The organism is Terrabacter sp. 05T424 (genome assembly GCF_056396225.1).
In genome coordinates, this window is record NZ_JBFTLB010000001.1 from 1,052,159 (window position 1) to 1,071,481 (window position 19,323).

The 19,323-nt window shown below is 70.8% G+C and carries 17 protein-coding genes; 14 read left to right on the forward strand and 3 right to left on the reverse strand.

Features of this window, described 5'->3' with window-relative positions:
• The first annotated feature begins 38 nt into the window (after positions 1-38).
• From hemW to AC1DE0_RS04935, 3 genes are all read left to right on the forward strand, one after another.
• Positions 39-1,301 (forward strand): radical SAM family heme chaperone HemW, encoded by a 1,263-nt coding sequence (hemW, locus tag AC1DE0_RS04925; RefSeq protein WP_478097683.1) that lies wholly within the window; start codon positions 39-41, stop codon positions 1,299-1,301.
• A complete protein-coding gene (locus AC1DE0_RS04930; protein WP_478097685.1) occupies positions 1,298-2,860 on the forward strand; it encodes an aldehyde dehydrogenase family protein in 1,563 nt (520 codons plus the stop codon). Before hemW ends, AC1DE0_RS04930 begins: the two co-directional genes overlap by 4 nt.
• A 163-nt stretch (positions 2,861-3,023) precedes the next feature.
• Positions 3,024-4,730 carry a CHAP domain-containing protein gene (locus tag AC1DE0_RS04935; RefSeq protein ID WP_478097687.1) on the forward strand — a complete coding sequence of 569 codons (1,707 nt, stop codon included), beginning with the start codon at positions 3,024-3,026 and terminating at the stop codon, positions 4,728-4,730.
• Between the two features lie 21 nt (positions 4,731-4,751).
• On the opposite strand, the gene AC1DE0_RS04940 is transcribed toward AC1DE0_RS04935, so the two are convergent.
• Positions 4,752-5,636, reverse strand: a complete 885-nt coding sequence (locus tag AC1DE0_RS04940; RefSeq protein ID WP_478097689.1) for a DUF3097 domain-containing protein — start codon at positions 5,634-5,636, stop codon at positions 4,752-4,754.
• 242 nt (positions 5,637-5,878) lie between these two features.
• On the opposite strand from AC1DE0_RS04940, the gene hrcA reads away from it, so the two are divergent.
• From hrcA to AC1DE0_RS04955, 3 genes are all read left to right on the forward strand, one after another.
• Positions 5,879-6,922, forward strand: coding sequence for a heat-inducible transcriptional repressor HrcA (gene hrcA / locus AC1DE0_RS04945; RefSeq protein ID WP_478097691.1), 1,044 nt, complete (start codon positions 5,879-5,881; stop codon positions 6,920-6,922).
• An 85-nt stretch (positions 6,923-7,007) separates the two neighbouring features.
• Entirely contained in the window at positions 7,008-8,141 is a 1,134-nt protein-coding gene (dnaJ, locus tag AC1DE0_RS04950; RefSeq protein WP_478097693.1) for a molecular chaperone DnaJ, read from the forward strand.
• Between the two features lie 18 nt (positions 8,142-8,159).
• The gene (locus tag AC1DE0_RS04955; protein WP_478097695.1) at positions 8,160-8,903 is read left to right on the forward strand and encodes a 16S rRNA (uracil(1498)-N(3))-methyltransferase; all 744 of its coding nucleotides are present in this window, start codon (positions 8,160-8,162) and stop codon (positions 8,901-8,903) included.
• Between the two features lie 238 nt (positions 8,904-9,141).
• Here AC1DE0_RS04955 and AC1DE0_RS04960 read toward each other — a convergent pair whose 3' ends face one another.
• Both AC1DE0_RS04960 and AC1DE0_RS04965 read right to left on the reverse strand, forming a co-directional pair.
• Positions 9,142-10,329, reverse strand: coding sequence for a Gmad2 immunoglobulin-like domain-containing protein (locus AC1DE0_RS04960; protein ID WP_478097697.1), 1,188 nt, complete (start codon positions 10,327-10,329; stop codon positions 9,142-9,144).
• A complete protein-coding gene (locus tag AC1DE0_RS04965) occupies positions 10,326-10,946 on the reverse strand; it encodes a SigE family RNA polymerase sigma factor (RefSeq protein ID WP_478097699.1) in 621 nt (206 codons plus the stop codon). The genes AC1DE0_RS04960 and AC1DE0_RS04965 overlap by 4 nt, the downstream gene beginning before the upstream one ends.
• A 67-nt stretch (positions 10,947-11,013) precedes the next feature.
• Between AC1DE0_RS04965 and AC1DE0_RS04970 the strand changes: the two genes are divergently transcribed.
• The 8 genes from AC1DE0_RS04970 to AC1DE0_RS05005 form a co-directional block, all read left to right on the forward strand.
• Positions 11,014-11,373, forward strand: a complete 360-nt coding sequence (locus AC1DE0_RS04970) for a histidine triad nucleotide-binding protein (RefSeq protein WP_478097701.1) — start codon at positions 11,014-11,016, stop codon at positions 11,371-11,373.
• Positions 11,370-12,914 (forward strand): S10 family peptidase, encoded by a 1,545-nt coding sequence (locus tag AC1DE0_RS04975; RefSeq protein WP_478097703.1) that lies wholly within the window; start codon positions 11,370-11,372, stop codon positions 12,912-12,914. Before AC1DE0_RS04970 ends, AC1DE0_RS04975 begins: the two co-directional genes overlap by 4 nt.
• Before the next feature lie 13 nt (positions 12,915-12,927).
• Positions 12,928-14,097: a PhoH family protein gene (locus tag AC1DE0_RS04980; RefSeq protein WP_478097705.1), complete on the forward strand. Its 1,170-nt coding sequence runs from the start codon at positions 12,928-12,930 to the stop codon at positions 14,095-14,097.
• The gene (ybeY, locus tag AC1DE0_RS04985) at positions 14,094-14,561 is read left to right on the forward strand and encodes an rRNA maturation RNase YbeY (RefSeq protein ID WP_442291473.1); all 468 of its coding nucleotides are present in this window, start codon (positions 14,094-14,096) and stop codon (positions 14,559-14,561) included. The genes AC1DE0_RS04980 and ybeY overlap by 4 nt, the downstream gene beginning before the upstream one ends.
• Before the next feature lie 19 nt (positions 14,562-14,580).
• Entirely contained in the window at positions 14,581-15,894 is a 1,314-nt protein-coding gene (locus AC1DE0_RS04990) for a hemolysin family protein (RefSeq protein ID WP_478097708.1), read from the forward strand.
• Positions 15,875-16,837 carry a GTPase Era gene (gene era / locus AC1DE0_RS04995; protein ID WP_478097710.1) on the forward strand — a complete coding sequence of 321 codons (963 nt, stop codon included), beginning with the start codon at positions 15,875-15,877 and terminating at the stop codon, positions 16,835-16,837. Before AC1DE0_RS04990 ends, era begins: the two co-directional genes overlap by 20 nt.
• 121 nt (positions 16,838-16,958) lie before the next feature.
• Entirely contained in the window at positions 16,959-17,138 is a 180-nt protein-coding gene (locus tag AC1DE0_RS05000; RefSeq protein WP_478097712.1) for a hypothetical protein, read from the forward strand.
• Between the two features lie 224 nt (positions 17,139-17,362).
• A partial coding sequence (locus AC1DE0_RS05005) for a multicopper oxidase family protein (RefSeq protein ID WP_478097714.1) occupies positions 17,363-19,323 on the forward strand: 1,961 nt, incomplete at its 3' end.

The window sequence follows — 19,323 nt, forward strand, 5'->3', positions numbered from 1 at the left end:
TGGACCGGCCATCCCTTTCGGGCTGGGACAATGGGCGTATGCCGCCCTCCGCCCTTCCCGACGGCGACCCCGCTCCCAGCACGGGAGAGCTGCCGGCTTCGGCGCTCTCCGACCTGGCGACGACCGACCTCGGCGTCTACGTGCACGTGCCCTTCTGCACGGTCCGCTGCGGCTACTGCGACTTCAACACCTACACGCTGACCGAGCTCGGAGGGCCGGGCGCGAGCATCGGCGTCGAGTCCTACGCCGACGCCGCCCTGCGCGAGCTCGACCTGGCGCGCGCCGTCCTCGGTGCCGAGGCGCCTGCCGTCTCGACCGTCTTCGTCGGTGGCGGAACCCCGACGATGCTGAGGTCGCGTGACCTCGTGGCGATGCTCGACGGCATACGTGATCGGTTCGGCCTGGCGCCTGATGCGGAGGCCACGACCGAGGCCAACCCCGACTCGGTGACGCCCGAGTCGCTGCGCGAGCTCGCCGACGGGGGCTTCACGCGCGTGTCGGTCGGCATGCAGTCGGCGGTGCCCCACGTGCTGCACACCCTCGAGCGCACGCACGACCCCGAGAACGTGGCGCGAGCGGTGAGGGCCACGCGGGACGCCGGCATGCAGGTGAGCGTCGACCTCATCTACGGCACGCCGGGCGAGACGCTGGCCGACTGGCGGCGCAGCCTCGAGGCCGCCGTCGCCCTCGAGCCCGACCACGTCTCCGCCTACGCCCTCGTCGTCGAGGAGGGCACGAAGCTGGCCGCGCAGGTGCGGCGCGGTGTCGTGCCGGCGCCGGAGGACGACGACGAGGCCGACAAGTACGAGCTCGCCGACGAGCTGCTGTCGGCCGCTGGCTTCGGGTGGTACGAGGTGAGCAACTGGGCGCGGTCCGAGCAGGCGCGGTGCCGGCACAACGTCGCCTACTGGTCGGGGACGAACTGGTGGGGCGTCGGCCCGGGGGCGCACAGCCACGTGGGCGGGGTGCGCTGGTGGAACGTCAAGCACCCGAGCGCGTATGCCGCCCGGCTGGGTGCGGGGCAGTCGCCGGCCCACGCGCGGGAGGAGCTCACCGACGAGCAGCGCTACGACGAGCGTGTGCTGCTCGGCACACGCCTCGTCGACGGCCTTCCGCTCGCGGATCTGCAAGGATCAGGGCGCACCGCCGTGGCCGGTCTGATCGCCGACGGCCTGCTCGACGGCCCGGCCGCCCTGCGGGACTCTCGGCTCGTCCTCACCCTGCGGGGACGCCTGCTCGCCGACACGGTGGTGCACCGGCTCCTCGCGTCCTCAGGAGCACCGACCGGAAGGGCACGATGAGCGAGACCATGTCGACGACGACGAGCGGCACCGCCGGCGCCGGAAGCATCTCGAGCAGCGACACCACCGAGAGCACCGGAACGTCCGCGGCGGGGCAGGCGACGGTGGCGACCTCTGCCACCGAGCGAGACGTCACCCCGCCGTCCCAGGCACAGCCGGTCGCCCCGCACGAGGTGGTGGCGACCGCCCGCCGGGCGTTCGACACCGGGCGCACCAAGGCGCGGGTCTGGCGAGCCGCCCAGCTCAAGGCCCTGCGCGTGCTCCTCGTCGACCACGAGGCCGAGATCGCGGGCGCCCTGCACGCCGACCTCGGCAAGAGCGCCACCGAGGCCTGGGTGACCGAGACCGGGTTCCTCGTCCGCGAGATCGACCACACGCTGCGCCACCTGAGGGCGTGGACCGCGCCCCGGCGCGTCCCGGTGCCGCTGTCCCTCGCCCCGGGGCGGGCCGGGGTGGTGCGTGAGCCGCTCGGCGTGGTGCTCGTCATCGCCCCGTGGAACTATCCCCTGCAGCTGTCCCTCGCGCCGCTCGTCGGAGCCCTCGCCGCGGGCAACGCCGTGGTGCTCAAGCCGAGCGAGCTCGCGCCGGCGACGTCCGCCCTGCTCGCGCGGCTCGTGCCCCAGCACCTCGACCCGGAGGCGGTGCACGTCGTCGAGGGCGCGGTGCCCGAGACGACCGCGCTGCTCGCCGAGCGGTTCGACCACATCTTCTACACCGGCAACGGCACCGTCGGTCGCATCGTCCTGGAGGCGGCCGCGGCGCACCTCACCCCCGTCACGCTCGAGCTCGGGGGCAAGTCGCCGGCATACGTCGCCGACGACGCCGATCTGGCGGTCACGGCGCGGCGCCTGGTCTGGGGCAAGTTCACCAACGCCGGGCAGACCTGTGTCGCCCCCGACTACGTCATCGCGAGCGCAGAGACCCACGAGAAGCTGAAACCCCTTCTCGTGGAGGCGATTCGCGAGACGTTCGGTGACGACCCGGCAACCTCGCCCGACTACGGCCGCATCGTCGACTCGCGGCACTTCGAGCGGCTCACCGGCCTCCTCGATGACGGCCGCATCGTGTCCGGCGGTCGGTCCGACGCGGCCACGCGCTACCTGGAGCCCACTCTCGTCGACGTCGCCGACCCGGACGACCCCGACGAGGCCGTCATGCGCGACGAGGTCTTCGGGCCGGTCCTGCCGCTGGTCACGGTGGCCGACCTCGACGCCGCGATCGCCTTGGTGAACCGGCGCGACAAGCCGCTCGCGCTCTACGTCTTCACCCCCTCCACGACGGTGCGCGAGCGGTTCGTGCGCGAGACCTCCTCGGGGGCGATCGGCTTCAACATCCCCCTGGCGCACCTGGCCGTGCCCGAGCTGCCCTTCGGCGGTGTGGGCGCCAGCGGCATGGGTGCCTACCACGGGGAGCGGTCCGTCGAGGTCTTCTCCCACGCCAAGGCCGTGCTGACGATGCCGACGCGCCCCGACACGACGACCTGGATCCGGCCGCCGTTCACCCGGTTCAAGGAGCAGGTCATCGACCGGGTCGTGTCCCCGGGTCGTCGGCGTCGTTGACCGAGCCGTCGGCCCTGAATCACAGCGGTGTCGTTAGCACAGCGATCTCGACGTGTGGCGGAACGCGCCCCGCGTGTCGCGAGGGATTTCTGGGAAACCAGTGATCGTGTAGCCCGAATGTCCTAGATTTCCGTGAGCACCCACGGCGATCACGGGAGACCACATGCGACTGGCGCGCCACCTCCATGACCAGGGCGGCCGCCCGTCGACGCCGCGGAGCAGCGCCCGGACCAGGGCGGCGGCGCTGATCGTCGCGGTCGTCTCGCTGGTCATCGCGACGGTGGGGCTCGCCGGCCCGGCCCGCTCCGCCGAGTGGATCGTGCTGTGCACCGGCTACGACCCGTGCCAGGCGGCCGGCCACTCGAACTCCGGCTACAAGACGAACGCCACGGCCAGCTGGTGGCGCCAGTCCACCGGGCACAACTGCACCAACTACGTCGCCTACCGGCTCGTGCAGGACGGACTGCCCAACACCAAGCCGACGAGCCTGAGCGGCAACGCATCCAACTGGGGGCCGTCGTTCCCGGCCCAGACCAACACGAGTCCGGCCGTCGGGTCCATCGCATGGTGGGACACGTCGTTCTCGGCGACTGGGCACGTCGCATACGTCGAGCAGGTGCTCTCGGCATCCGACATCATCATCTCCGAGGACAACTGGGGCGGCGAGTTCCGTTGGCGCCGTGTGACGCTCACCGGCGGCCGGTGGCCCAAGGGGTTCATCCACCTCAAGGACCATGGCCCGACCGTCGCCAGCGACACCCGTGCCTGGCAGGTCACCGCCCCGGCGCGGCTCCTCGACACGAAGGCCGGCGTGGGTGCGCCCGTCGCGAAGGTCCAGGCGGGGACGGCCGTCACGGTGCAGGTGGCCGGTCGCGGCGGCGTGCCCTCCTCCGGGGTCGACGCCGTGCTGCTCAACGTCAACGCGACCGCCCCTGCCGCGGCCGGCTACGTCACCGCCCACGCCGACCTCACGACCCAGCCCTCCTCGCGGGCCCTCTCGTACGCCGCGGGCGGCGTCACGACGACGCTCGTGCTCGCCCGCCTCGGCTCGAACGGCAAGGTGCGGCTCTACTCCTCGGCCACGACAGACCTGTCGGCAGACATCGTCGGCTGGTCACCGACCGGGGGCTACGTGTCAGGGGGCGCGCCCGTGCGGGTCGTCGACACCCGGTCGGGCGTCGGCGCCCCCAGGGCGCGGGTGCCAGCGGGGGGCGCGCTGACCGTGCCGCTCGCCGGCAGGGCCGGGATCCCCGCCACCGGCGTCGGCGCAGTCCTGCTCGACGTCAGTGCCACGACCCCCTCGGCGGCGGGTTGGCTCACCGCGTGGCCGAGCGGCGCGTCGCGTCCGGCCGCACCCCAGGTGCACTACGAGGCGGCAGGCGCTGCCACGGGCCTCGTGGAGGCGCGGGTCGGCGCGAACGGAGCCGTGACGCTGCACTCGACGGCGCAGACCGACGTGCTCGTGGACGTCCTCGGCTGGCTGCCGACGAGCGCGGACCAGGTCGCTCTGGGTCCGACGCGCGTCCTCGACACCGAGACCGGGCTCAGCCTCGCCGCCGGGTCGGTCGCCGGACGCGTCGCGGCCGGCAGTGCCCCCGTCGTCACCGTCGTCGGGAAGGGCGGTGTGCCGACGACGGGCGTCCGTGCGGCCGTCCTCACCCTCACTGTCGTCTCACCGACGGCCGCCGGATATCTCACTGCCTACCCGAGCGGGTCGGCCGAGACGCCCTACGCAACGGTCAAGTACGGCTCGGGCCGTACCGCCACCAACACCGTCGTCGTGCCCGTGGGGCTCGACGGTGCCGTCCGGGTCAAGACGTCAGCGGCCGCATACGTGAAGGTCGACGTCCAGGGGTACGTGCGCTGGTGAACGGCGGCTGGGCACCCGGTGTCAGGCGCCGGGTTCCGTCACGAAGTCGATGAGCTCCTCGACGCTCGCGAGCAGGGTGGGCTCGAGGTCGGCGTACGTGCGCACGGTGCCGAGGATCCGCTTCCACGCGTTCGCGATGTCGGCCTGGCTCGCGTGTGCCCAGCCCAGCTCGGCGCAGATGCCGTGCTTCCACGACGTGCCGCGCGGGATGACCGGCCACCGCTGCCAGCCCAGCCGTTCGGGACGCACCGACTGCCACACGTCGACGTAGGGGTGGCCAAGGATCTTCACGTGCTGGGCGAGGCCCGGAAGGGCTCGGGCCTGCTCGACGATGCGGGCCTCCTTGGTGCCCGGCACGAGGTGGTCGACGAGCACCCCGAGGCGGTGCCCGGGGCCGGGCCGGAACTCCGCGATGATGCCGGCCAGGTCGTCGACGCCGTCCATGAGCTCGACGACGACGCCCTCGACGCGCAGGTCGTCGCCCCACACCTTCTCGACCAGCTCGGCGTCGTGGCGCCCCTCGACGTAGATGCGCGAGCCGCTGGCGACCTTCGCTCGAGCGCCGGCCACGGCCACCGAGCCGCTCGCCGTGCGCGACGCAGCCCGGCGCGCCTCGGCCAGGGCTGCTCCCGAGGCGGCCACCGGTGGCGTCAGGGTGACGGGGGAGCCGTCGACGAGGAAGCCGGGGCCGAGGGGGAAGGCCTTGGTGCGGCCCCGCCGGTCCTCGAGGTGCACGACGTGCATGCCGCCGGCCTTCTCGACCCGCACGACAGCGCCCACCCAGCCTGTCTCGACGTCCTCGACGACAAGGTCGGGCTCGGCGGGGGTCGGTGTCGACCGACCACGCTTCGGGGCGCGCCAGTCGCCGCTCAGCACGTCGGATCCGTAACGGTTGTTGGGGGACACGACAAGCGAGCGTATGCCGCCGGGTGGGCCGCGGCGCGTGCGCCACGCGGAGGGCGGCGAGACGGTGGCAGGGCGGCATGCGGTTGGATGAAATCGGAGATCCGCGCGCCACGTCGTAGACTTGGCACTCGCTGCGCGAGAGTGCCAGACGAGGCGCCGGTGCAGAGACCCGTGGCAGGCCCGTGGCCCACCACCGGCCCACCGGGCCGCGCGGGTGGCCGAAACCGTGAAGGAGGTACGTGATGAGCGAGGACCGCAGGCTGATGGTGCTCCGCGCCATCGTGCAGGACTACGTGCACACCTCCGAGCCGGTCGGTAGCAAAGCGCTCGTCGAGAGGCACCACCTCGGGGTGAGCGCGGCGACGGTCCGCAACGACATGGCCCTGCTCGAGGAGGAGGGCCTCATCCACGCGCCGCACACCTCGGCCGGCCGGGTGCCCACCGACGCCGGCTACCGCGTCTTCGTCGACCGGCTCAGCGCGGTCAAGCCGCTGAGCTCGGGCGAGCGGCGCGCGATCAGCCAGTTCCTCGAGGGCGCCGTCGACCTCGACGACGTGGTCGACCGCACCGTGCGCCTCCTCGCGAGCCTGACGCGGCAGGTCGCCGTCGTGCAGTACCCGTCGCTGACCCGGTCGACCGTGCGCCACATCGAGCTCGTCCCGCTGGGCTCGTCGCACCTCATGATCGTCCTCATCGTCAACACCGGCCGCGTCGAGCAGCGCGTCGTCGACACGGGCCGGGTGCTGTCGGACCCCGACGGTGAGGCGCTCGTGTCCTCGATCCGCACCCGCATCAACGACGTCGCCGCCGGAGTTCCGTTCACGGTCGCCGCGGCGCAGCTGCGGCGCCTCGTCGACGACACCGACGAGGCCGACCGCGCCGCGATGCGAGCCGTGGTCTCTGCCCTCGGCGACGCGCTCGTCGAGGAGCGCGAGGAGCGCGTCGTGCTGGCCGGCCAGGCCAACCTCGCCCGGGCCGGCGCCGACTTCCCCCGCACCATCGGGCCCATCCTCGAGGCACTCGAGGAGCACGTGACCCTGCTGCGCCTGCTCGGCCAGCTGGGCGACGACCCCGACCTCGTCTCGGTGCGCATCGGCTCCGAGAACCCCGTGACGGGCCTGCAGAGCACGTCACTCGTGTCCGTCGGCTACGGGTCCGGCTCCGAGCGCGTGGCCAGCCTCGGGGTGCTCGGCCCCACCCGCATGGACTACCCCACGACGATGGCGTCGGTGCGTGCGGTCGCCCGCTACGTCTCCGAGATCCTCGACGACAACAAGGCCACCTGACCGTTCCGGCCTGCAGATCCCGCGACCAGCTGCCGGTGCACCGCTGCGCCGAACCCAAATCACCACGTACCGAAGGAATCCCAGCTTGAACGACTACTACGCCGTCCTCGGTGTCTCGCGCGACGCGAGCCAGGAGGAGATCAAGAAGGCCTACCGTCGACTCGCCCGCAAGCTGCACCCAGACGTGAACCCCGGCGCCGAGGCGGAGGAGGAGTTCAAGCGGGTGTCGCAGGCCTACGACGTGCTGTCCGACCCGCAGAAGCGCCAGTCCTTCGACATGGGCGCCGACCCGTTCGCCAGCGGTGGCGGTGCCGGCTTCGGTGCCGGACAAGGCTTCTCGTTCAGCGACGTCATGGACGCCTTCTTCGGGGCAGGGGCGACGGCCGGCACGCGCGGCCCCCGTCCGCGCATGCAGCGCGGGCAGGACGCCCTCGTGCGCCTCGACCTCGACCTGGCCAAGGCCGTCTTCGGCTCCGAGGAGGAGCTGACCCTCGACACCGCCGTGGGCTGCACCCGCTGCGACGGCGACGGCGCCGAGCCCGGCACCGGCCGCCAGACCTGCCCGATCTGCAAGGGCGCCGGTGAGGTGCAGCAGGTCCAGCGCAGCTTCCTCGGCCAGGTCATGACCTCCCGCCCTTGCGTCAACTGCCAGGGCTTCGGCTCGACCCTCACCGACCCCTGCCACGACTGCTCCGGCGACGGCCGCGTGCGCACCCGGCGCTCGCTCAAGCTCAAGGTGCCGGCCGGCGTCGACACCGGCACCCGCATCCAGCTCACCGGCGAGGGTGAGGTCGGCCCCGGCAACGGTCCCGCTGCCGACCTCTACGTCGAGATCCGCGTCGTCAACCACGAGACCTACACCCGCCGAGGCGACGACCTGCACTGCAGCGTCGAGCTGCCGATGGCCGCCGCCGCGCTCGGCACGAGCTTCAAGCTCTCGACGTTCGACGGCATGCAGGACCTCGAGATCAAGCCCGGCACCCAGAGCGGCGACGTGCTGACACTGCGGGGGCTCGGGGTGACGCACCTGCGCCACGGTGGGCGCGGTGACCTGCTCATCCACGCCACGGTCATGACGCCGACGCGTCTCACCGACGAGCAGCAGGAGCTGCTCCGCCAGTTCGCGGCGCTGCGTGGCGAGGAGCGGCCCGAGGGCCGCCTGGCCCCGGCGAACAAAGGGCTCTTCGGCAAGCTGCGCGACGCCTTCAAGGAGAAGTGACCCGCACGTGAGCGCCCGGTGACGCACCAGCTCTTCCTCGGCGAGCCGTCCGCTGTCGCCGAGGCGACCGAGGGTGCGTCGCTGCTGCTCGACGGCGACGAGGGCCGCCACGCCGGCGCCGTCGTGCGCCTGCGCGTGGGAGAGCGCTACTTCGTCGCCGACGGCACGGGGCGGCGCGTGCTGCTCGAGGCCACCGAGGTCGACCGGTCGTCGGTGCGGGGCACCGTGCTGTCGGTCACCGACGAACCGGCGCCACCTACGCGGTTCGTCCTCGTGCAGGCCCTGGCCAAGGGTGACCGCGACGAGCAGGCCATCGAGGCCGCGACCGAGCTCGGGGTCGACGAGGTCGTCCCCTGGCAGGCCGAGCGCTCCGTGGTCGTCTGGCGCGGCGAACGTGCCGCGAAGTCCCTCGCCAAGTGGGCGGCCGTGGTGGCTCGGGCGACCAAGCAGTCCCGCCGGTCGCGTATGCCGGTGACGTCGCCMGCTGTCGGGCTCGCGCCGCTCGTCGAGCGGGTGGGCCGGTCGGCCCTCGCGCTCGTGCTCCACGAGGACGCCACCGACGCGCTCGCGGCCGTCGAGCTGCCGGCGGAGGGCGACGTGCTCCTCGTCGTCGGCCCGGAGGGCGGCATCACCGAGCGTGAGGTCGAGGCCCTGCGCGCCGCAGGTGCCCGGCCCGTTCGGCTCGGCTCGACGATCCTCCGTGCGTCCTCGGCCGGTCCCGCAGCCCTCGCCGTGCTCAGCGCCCGCACCCGCTGGCTCTGACCCTCCCCGACCAATCGAGAGAACACTCCGTCACGCGCTCGGTGTCTCGGGGCGGCTGACGGACTGTTCTCTCGATTGAAGAGCCCATTCGAAGAACCCGATCGAAAGAACGCTCCGTCACGCGCTCCGATCGAGAAAGCAATCCGGCCGGACGGATCGCTTTCTCGATGGTGTTTGCGCGCGGACGGATCGCTTTCTCGATGGTGTTTGGGCGGGCGGATTGCTTTCTCGAGGGTTCTCAGCGGGCGGTGAAGGGGACGCGCTGCTCCGCCGCGACCGATCCGTCCTTGGCGCTGCTCTCGAAGACCCGGAGCACGTACGAGCCCGCCGTCAGGGCCTTCTTCGTCGAGAAGGTGTAGTTGCCACGGGCCGGGGCGCCTGCGGACGCAGTCGTGAAACCCTTCTCGAACCAGACGCCGTCGCGGAGCAGCTCCCACTCGAGGTTGGCCTCGAACGTGCTGGCCACACCCTTGGCCGTCACCGTCGAGCCGGCCTTGACGACCGCGTCGCGGCCGGGGGCGTCGACCCAGATCGGGGCGACCTGCTCGAGCACGGCGAGCTGGTCAGTAGGTCGGTTGAAGGTCGACGACGCAGGGTGTCCTGGCGACACCTCCTGACCTCCGTCGGCGAGCTCGAAGCGCACCGGCAGCGACCTGCCGAGCGCGGCCTGCACCGTCCAGACCAGCTGCTCGGTCGCGAGAGTGGCGCTGTCGCTGCTGCCCGATGAGAGACGCACTCGGATGGAGTCGGCGGCGACCGTCACGGACTGCGGGGTCACACCCGTCCAGGCCGAGACGTACTGCGAGCCCTTCGGCGTCGACCCCATCGCGAGCCGCAGGGCGGCGAGGGCCTTGCCTTCAGGGGTGACGGGCGCGACGACCGGAGCCGAGACGAACTCGCGGAAGAGCCGCACCTGGTCGCTCCCCGAGCGCACGGGGCCGAGGTAGTAGACGGGCGCCGATGTCGGGATCGTCACGGGCGGGACCGCGCTCGTCGGTGGGGTGGTGGCCGGGGTGGTCGGACCGGTGGCTGTCTGGGTGGGCACGCTCGAGGGTGCGGTGGAGGGCGTGCCGCTCGTGCCGCTCGTGGCGCTCGCCGACGGGGTGCCGGCCGTGCTGGACGTCGCCGCGGCAGGCGGCGTGGAGCCTGTCGGGCGGTTGACCGCCCAGACCGTTCCGGCGAGGAGCACCGCTGCCGCCGCGGCAACCGCCGGCACGAGCCACCGGTGGTGCCGGCCCGTGCCGCCCAGGTCGGAGCTGTGCGCCTCGGCGAGGATCGCACCGAGCCGGTCGCCGGGGGTGATCGACCGCGCCTCGGAGTCGAGGGCACGCCGCAGACGCTCCTCGACCGGTCGCAGGCCAGAGCCGATGACGACCGGCTCGTCGTCGGGCTGCTGGCCACCCGGGCGCCTCGGGTCGGTGTTCATGACAGCTCCATGGGGTCGATGGTGTGCCGCAGGGACGTGAGCCCGCGGTGGGCGTGCGTCTTGACGGCGCCGGGAGAGATCTCGAGCGACTGGGCGATCTGCGCCTCCGACAGGCCGCCGTAGTAGCGCAGGACGAGGACCTCGCGTTGGCGGGTCGGCAGGGTGCGCAAGGCGTCGACGAGGGTGTCGCGGTCGGCGCCGTGCAGCACGTGCGTCTCGGCGCTGCCCAGGGCGTCGCGGCCCGGTGCGTCCGCGGCTGCGGCGTCGCGGGCGTTCTGCCGGTCGACGACCACGTTGTGCCGCTGCACCGACCTGCAGCCGTTGACGACCGCCGTCTGCAGGTAGCCGACCACGCGTCCGCCGTCGCGGATGGACGCCCAGCTGCGGTGCGTGGCGACGAAGGCGTCCTGCACGACGTCCTCGGCCGCCAGCTGGTCACGGAGCAGCAGCCAGGCCAGACGCACGAGCCGGTGCCAGTGCGCGTGGTAGAGCTCGGTGATCGCGACGTCGGGGTCAGTCGGGAGCTCCGCGGCGGCATACGCCCTCGGCGACGCTGCGGGTGCTGGGCCCCCACCGTCGCGCACGGACCTCGGCTCGCTCACCTCGCCTGTCGGCATACCCAACGTTCTCACGGACAAATGACGCACACGTGCACGTGGAGGTTGACATGCCTAGGGTGCAGACATGACCTCGCAGACCCCCAGTGACTGCCTCTTCTGCAAGATCGTCGCGGGCGAGATCCCCGGCGACCGCGTGGCCGAGTCCGACCGGTCGATCGCGTTCCGCGACATCAACCCGGCCGCGCCCGTCCACGTGCTCGTCGTGCCCCGCCGGCACGAGCCGACGGTCGGGGCGCTTGCCGTCGCCTCGGACGAGGATCTCGCAGACGTCTTCCGACTCGCCGCCCAGGTGGCCGACCAGGAGGGCGTTCCCGACGCGTACCGGATGATCGTCAACACCGGCAGCGCAGCGGGCCAGACGGTCTTCCACGCGCACGTGCACGTGCTCGCGGGGGCCACCTTCACCGAGGGGCGGATGGTGTGAGCCAGAGCCCAGAAGCAGCCTCGGCCGTAGAGACAGACGAGGGCCACGCCGCCACAGCCGACGCCAAGCCGACCACCCCCACCGCGCCGGGCAAGGACGAGAAGCCCGACCCCGTCGACGACCTCGTCACGACCCAGCACGTGCTCAAGGTCGGGCGCCGCCGGCTCGCCTACACCGCGACCACCGGCCGCGTCGTGCTCCGTGAAGAGCAGCACAAGGACGGCACCTTCGGCGGACACAAGGCACGCGCCGAGCTCTCCATGACGAGCTACGTCCTCGACGGCGCCGACCCACGCACCCGCCCCGTCACCTTCGCCTTCAACGGCGGCCCCGGCAGCTCGAGCGTCTGGCTGCACCTCGGCCTGCTCGGGCCGCGTCGTGTGGTCAGCGGCGACGTCGGCGCGCTCCAACCGCCGCCGTACGACCTCGTCGACAACCCGGAGTCCCTGCTCGCCGTCAGCGACCTCGTCTTCATCGACCCCATGTCGACCGGCTACTCGCGCGCGGTCGAAGGCGGCAAGCCGGGGGAGTACCACGGCTACCAGAAGGACATCGAGTCCGTCGGTGAGCTGATCCGTCTCTGGACCTCACGCCACGGGCGGTGGATGTCACCGAAGCTCGTCGCCGGCGAGTCCTACGGCACGCTGCGCGGCGCGGCGCTCGCCGAGCACCTCCAGTCCCGCTACGGGATGTACCTCAACGGGCTCATCCTCATCAGCAGCGTCCTCGACCTCAGCTCGGTCGACTTCGAGAACCAGCGCAACGACCGCGCGCATGCCCTCTACCTGCCGACGTATGCCGCCGTGGCCCACTACCACGGCAAGCACGGGCGGAAGTCCCTGCGGACCGTCCTCGACGAGGCGGAGGCGTATGCCGCCCGCGACTACCCGTGGGTGCTCTCCCGCGGCAGCCGGCTGAGTCCCGGCGAACGCGCCGAGGCGGTCGCGACTCTGGCCAGGCTGTCGGGGCTGACGGAGGACTACGTCGACCGGGTCGACCTGCGCATCGAGCACTGGCGCTACTTCACCGAGCTGCTCCGCGACGAGCGCCTCTCGGTGGGCCGCCTCGACTCCCGGTTCACCGGGCCGGCCGCCACCGGGTTCGCCGAGAACATGGACGCCGACCCGTCGCACGACGCCATCACCGGTCCGTATGCCGCAGCCTGGAACCACTACGTGCGCGACGAGCTCGGCTATGGCAGCGACCTGCACTACGAGCAGATCTCACGCCTCGTGCACCCCTGGTCGTTCAAGGACTTCGAGGGCAGGCCGATCGACGTGTCACCGAAGCTCGAGCGCGCGATGCGGCAGAACCCGCACCTCAAGGTGCACATCGCCTACGGCTACTACGACGGCGCCACGCCGCACTTCGCCGCCGAGGACGTCGTCGCCCACCTGCAGCTGCCGGACGGACTCCTGGCGAACATCGAGCACGCCTACTACGAAGCGGGGCACATGATGTACGTCCATGAGCCGTCGCGGGTGCAGCAGAGCAAGGACCTCGCAGAATTCGTGGTGAGGAGCTCCGTCGGCGACACGTAGACTCGGCAGCACGATGAATGACGCGCAACCTCGACCATCCGACGGCACCGCCACCACTGCCGGCACCGACCGGCCCGAGCGCTCCCGTGGAGCCCGCTCCGGCGCGGACGCCCCGGTCCTGACCCGGCAGATCCCGCCCCCGATCGAGATGGTCACTCTTCTCGGTCCCCGTGACGAGCTGCTGCGCACCATGGAACGGCAGTTCCCGCTCGTCGACACCCACGTGCGCGGCAACGAGATGACGTTCGCGGGCCCGGCGGGCGAGCTCGAGATCATCGACTCGCTGCTCGACGAGCTGCTCGTCATCGTCGAGACCGGGCAGCCGCTCAACCGCGATGCCGTCGAGCGCTCCATCTCGATGCTGCGCAGCCAGACCCTCGAGCGTCCGGCCGACGTGCTGACGATGAACATCGTCAGCAACCGCGGCCGCACGATCCGCCCGAAGACGCTCAACCAGAAGCGCTACGTCGACGCCATCGACCAGCACACCATCGTCTTCGGCATCGGTCCCGCCGGCACCGGCAAGACCTACCTCGCCATGGCCAAGGCCGTCGCCGCGCTGCAGGCAAAGCAGGTCAACCGCATCATCCTGACCCGTCCGGCCGTCGAGGCGGGGGAGCGTCTCGGCTTCCTTCCCGGCACCCTCAACGACAAGATCGACCCCTACCTGCGCCCGCTCTACGACGCGCTGCACGACATGGTCTCTCCCGAGACCATCCCGAAGCTCATGGCCGCCGGCACGATCGAGGTCGCGCCGCTCGCGTACATGCGTGGCCGGTCGCTCAACGACGCGTTCATCATCCTCGACGAGGCCCAGAACACCTCGAGCGAGCAGATGAAGATGTTCCTCACCCGTCTCGGGTTCGGCTCCAAGATGGTCGTCACCGGCGACATCACGCAGGTCGACCTTCCGGGGGGCACGCGCTCTGGCCTGAAGATCGTGCGCGACATCCTCGGCGACGTCGACGACATCCACTTCGCCGAGCTCACCTCGCACGACGTCGTCCGGCACCGCCTCGTCAGCGCCATCGTCGACGCCTACGAGCGTGACGACGCCCGCGGCAGCAAGCGCGCCAAGCGCCACAAGGACAGCCCCACCGGTGCGGTCGGCCAGCGCGACGGTGCCCAGCGGCATACGCCCCCGGTCGTCGATTCGCCTGTCGCACAGGAGGACCCGGCATGAGCATCGACGTCCTCAACGAGACCGACCACGACGTCGACGAGCTCGAGCTGCTCGCCTGCGCCGGCTACGTCATGGAGCAGATGCGGGTGCACCCGCAGGCTGACCTCTGCATCAAGCTCGTCGACGAGGCAGCGATGGAGGTGCTCCACGTGCAGTGGATGGACCTGCCCGGGCCCACCGACGTGATGAGCTTCCCGATGGACGAGCTGCGCCCCGGCCGTGAGGGCCAGGAGCCCGAGGAGGGCACCCTCGGCGACATCGTGCTCTGCCCGTCCGTCGCGACGAAGCAGGCCGTCGAGGCCGGTCACGCGCCGATCGAGGAGATGCTGTTGCTGACGACGCACGGCATCCTGCACCTGCTCGGCTACGACCACGCCGAGCCCGACGAGGAGCGAGAGATGTTCGAGCTGCAGCGACAGCTGCTCCTCACCTTCCTCGCCACCCGCAACCGACCCAGCGCCTGAGCGAGGGCGAGAGACAGAGATGTTCCCGCAGTTCGCCCTCCCGGCCCTCGTCAGCATCGTCGCCGCGTTCCTGCTGTCGGCCGCCGAGGCCGCCATCTTCCGCATGTCCCGGGTGCGCGCCCAGGAGCTCTTCGACGAGGGGCGGTCCGGCGCGAAGTCGCTGATGACCGTGGTCGGCGACTCGCCGGCCTACCTCTCGGTGATCGCCTTCCTGCGAGTCGTGGCCGAGGCCACCGCCGCCGTGCTCGTGACTCTCGCGGTCGCGGGCCAGGTCGAGTCGACCTGGAGCCGTGCCCTCATCAGCATCGCGATCATGGCGATCGTCTCGTTCGTCGTCGTCGGCGTGTCACCGCGCACGCTCGGCCGCCAGAACTACGACACGGTGGCGCTGTGGAGCGCCCCGTTCGCCGTGGGACTGCGCCGGGTGCTCGGGCCGGTCGCCAAGCTGCTCGTGGTGCTCGGCAACGCCGTGACGCCCGGCAAGGGCTACACCGACGGGCCGTTCCAGACCGAGTCCGAGCTGCGCGACCTCGTCGACATGGCCGGAGAGTCCGAGGTCATCGAGGCGGACGAACGGGAGATGATCCACTCCGTCTTCGAGCTCGGCGACACCCTGGCGCGGGGCGTCATGGTGCCGCGCACCGACATGGTCGTCCTCGACGCCGACAAGACGCTGCGCAGCGCGATGTCGCTCTTCCTGCGCTCCGGCTTCTCCCGCATCCCCGTCGTCGGCGAGGACAGCGACGACGTGCGCGGACTGCTCTACTTCAAGGACGTCGCCCGCCGGCTCAACGCGGCGCCCGAGGACGGACGCCACCCGGCCACCGAGGTGATGCGGCCGATGCACTTCGTGCCCGAGAGCAAGCCGGTCGACGACCTCCTGCGCGAGATGCAACGCGACCAGACCCACTTCGCCATCGTCGTCGACGAGTACGGCGGCACCGCCGGGCTCATCACCATCGAGGACATCATCGAGGAGATCGTCGGCGAGATCGCCGACGAGCACGACCGTGAGGGGCCGGGCATCGAGAGGCTCGAGGACGGCACGCTGCGCGTGCCGGCCACCATGGACATCGACGACCTGGCCGAGCTGTTCGACGTGACCATCGACGAGGAGGACGTCGACACGGTGGGCGGCCTGCTGACGAAGGTCATCGGCCGCGTGCCCATCGTCGGGTCCTCCGGTACCGTCGCTGGCCTGGAGCTGACGGCCGAGCGCATGGCCGGACGCCGGCACCGCGTCGCGTCCGTCATCGTGCACCGCGCCGCCGAACCGGAACCCGCACCCGAACACCACCAGACGGAGGACGCCCATGGGCACCAAGGACGCTGACCCGGGGCGGTCCGCCGAAATCGACGCCGGCGGTGCTGACTACCGCGCCGGGTTCGCCTGTCTCGTGGGCCGGCCCAACGCCGGCAAGTCCACCCTCACGAACGCCCTCGTGGGCCAGAAGGTCGCGATCACGAGCTCGAAGCCGCAGACCACGCGGCACACGATCCGTGGCGTGGCGACGACGCCCACGGCACAGGTGATCCTCGTCGACACCCCCGGCCTGCACAAGCCGCGCACCCTGCTCGGCGAGCGGCTCAACGACCTGGTGCGCGCGACCCTGCTCGAGGTCGACGTCATCGGCTTCTGCCTGCCGTCCGACCAGCGCATCGGTCCCGGTGACGCCTTCATCGCCAACGAGCTCACCGAGCTGCGGACGGTGCGCCGCCGGCCCGTCGTGGCCATCGCCACCAAGGCCGATGCCGTCGACCGTGAGCGTCTCGCCGAGCACCTCATCGCGATCGACCAGCTCGGCTCGTGGGACGCCATCATCCCGTGCTCAGCCGTGTCTGGCGAGCAGGTCGAGCAGGTGCGCGACCTGCTCGCGTCGTTCCTGCCGCGATCGCCGCAGCTCTACCCCGACGGCGTGCTCACCGACGAGCCCGAGATGGTCATGATCGCCGAGCTCGTGCGTGAGGCCGCGCTCGAGGGAGTGCGCGACGAGCTGCCCCACTCGCTCGCGGTCGTCGTCGAGGAGATGGTGCCCCGCGAGGGCCGTCCCGACGACCGGCCCCTGCTCGACGTGCGAGTGAACGTCTTCGTGGAGCGCTCCAGCCAGAAGGCCATCGTCATCGGTCGTGGCGGCTCGCGCCTGCGCGAGGTCGGCACCAACGCGCGCAAGGGCATCGAGGCGCTGCTGGGCCAGAAGGTTTTCCTCGACCTCCACGTCAAGGTCGCCAAGGACTGGCAGCGCGATCCCAAGCAGCTCCAGCGGCTGGGGTTCTGAGCCCCACATCGTCGGGCCCCGAAACCACGTGAGCCGACGTGGTCGTGTGCGCCGGTGCGCTGTTGCCCTCGCCCGCGCCCGCGGTGGCGTTCCGTCCTAGACTCGGGTCGAGGAGGCCCAGATGTCCGATACAGCGGCACACGACCACGAGTTCGAGGTCCTGGAAGACGACCAGACGGTGCCACCGCGCCCCGAGGAGCTGATCGCCGACGCCTCGACCCGCAGCGACGGACCTGAGGTTGGCCTGATGCCTCCCGAACCTGGGGCGACGAGCGACGCGACCTCGAGCCCCGACGCCTGAGCGCAGCCCTCTGCGCGTCGGCGCGACACCCCCGGGGGTGTCGTGTACCCCCTCGGACCCCATTGTGTCACTACGCAATTCGGACGACATTTGGCACGCATCAGGACATTCGTGACGCGCGCGGCCCCCAGTTTTCAAGAACCCCAGAAGACCCCTAGGTCCTGCCGTCATCGTTGTGCGCGGGGAGGTTCCACCGCACGACCAGGTAAGAGGGGATCTGTGTCATGGACACACAAACATCTGCAGACGCAGGGGGACTGGGGCGCAGGACACTGCTGAGGCTGGGGGCAGCCGGGGGGCTGACGGCCGCATTTGTCGGCACGAAGGTCTTTGCCGTTCCAGGGCTTGAAAAGGGTGGGCTGCTCAACGCGGACGGTGCGTTCGCCGGCACGTCGACGGCGCTGAGCGACCTGCTCTTCTACGTCGAGACGTATCCGACGAGCCCGCTGATCATGTCGCCGTTCAAGGACTACTTGCCGGTGCCGCAGGCACTGCGGCCGACGCCCGCGTCCGAGTTCACCTCGTGGGCATCGCCGCCCGGACCCGGTGTGGGACAACAGAACTCGATGAGCAATGAGCAGCACCAGATCTGGTCCAAGACGATCAACGCTCCTGACCCGATCATCTACAAGATCGAGCTGATGGTGCGGCCGCACTCGTTCACGACCTCCAAGGTGCTGCCCATCAACGCAGCCGGCAAGCCGACCGTCTCGTTCGACGCCACCGGCAAGAGCTACGCCGCCGGAATGATCCGCGACCTGCCGCCGAGCACGATCTACGGCTTCAACGGGGTGTTCCCGGGACCGATGATCAACGCGGAGTACGGCAAGCCGGCGCTCGTGCGCTTCATCAACCGGCTCGACGAGAACGAGCTGGGCCTGGACCGCCAGGACTTCGGCGCCCCTGACTGGTCGTTCCTGACCCACCTGCACAACGCGCACACCGCGCCGGAGAGTGACGGCAACCCGCACTACTCGATGAACTACGGGCCGAAGACCCACGGGTACCTGCCGCAGACGTGGTGCGACAACCTCTACCTCAACTGGCCGGCCGGCAACGACGACCGTGAGAAGCAGAGCTTCTTCTGGTTCCACGACCACCGGATGGACCACACGGGCGCCAACGTCTACAAGGGCCTGGTCGGGCTCTACCCGATCTACGACCCGAAGAACAACCTCGACATGGGCGACGAGCGCTACGGCCTGCGGCTGCCCGGGGTGCGTCGGAACCACGCGGACGGGTCGTTCGACGTCGACTACGACATCCCGCTGGCCTTCTACGACGCGCGCCTGGACGACGGTGTCACGACCCACAAGGACGTGCACGACGGGCTCGGCGAGTACCCGGCAGCCCACAACCCGGCGACGCATCCGGAGTGGTGGGGCAAGACGTTCTTCAAGCACTTCCCGTCGCACGGCTTCGTCGGTGACATCTTCACCGTCAACGGCACGGCCTTCCCGGTGCTCAACGTCAAGCGGCGCAAGTACCGGTTCCGGTTCCTGGACTGCTCGGTCTCGCGCATCTACGAGTTCAAGCTGATGAGCTCGACCAAGGGACCGAAGTCGTCTGTGTCGCTGGGCTACTCGGGCGACGAGCTGCAGGGGCAGTACCGCATCCCGGACGGCCAGGAGTGCATGAAGTTCGTGCAGATCGCCTCCGACGGCGGCCTGCTGCCGTTCCCGATCACGCGCAGCTCCTTCGAGCTGTGGCCGGCCAAGCGCCGCGAGGTCATCATCGACTTCACGAAGTACGCCGACGGGACGCCGACGACCAAGGGCGACGTCATCTACCTCACGGACGTCATGAAGATGCCCGACGGGCGCAAGTGGGCCAACTCCTCGCGCTTCGGGTCGGACCCGGCCTACAAGGTGCCGGTGCTGAAGTTCGTCATCGGCGACACCGTGCCCGACAACAGCATCATGCCGCCCCCGAACCGACTGATGCGGGCACTGCCGCCGCTACCGAGCAACTGGCAGTCGATGATGGACAACCGGCTCATCTTCGAGGTCGAGCGCGGCAGCGCCGGCGCGGACGTGGAGTGGCTCATCAACGGCAAGCCGTTCGAGCCGGCCACGGTGTCCACCAGCCTGAAGAACCCGGCGGGCAAGACGCCGCTGGCGTCCCAGCCGAAGAACAGCTTCAACCTGTGGGAGATCCGCAACGGCGGAGGTGGGTGGGTCCATCC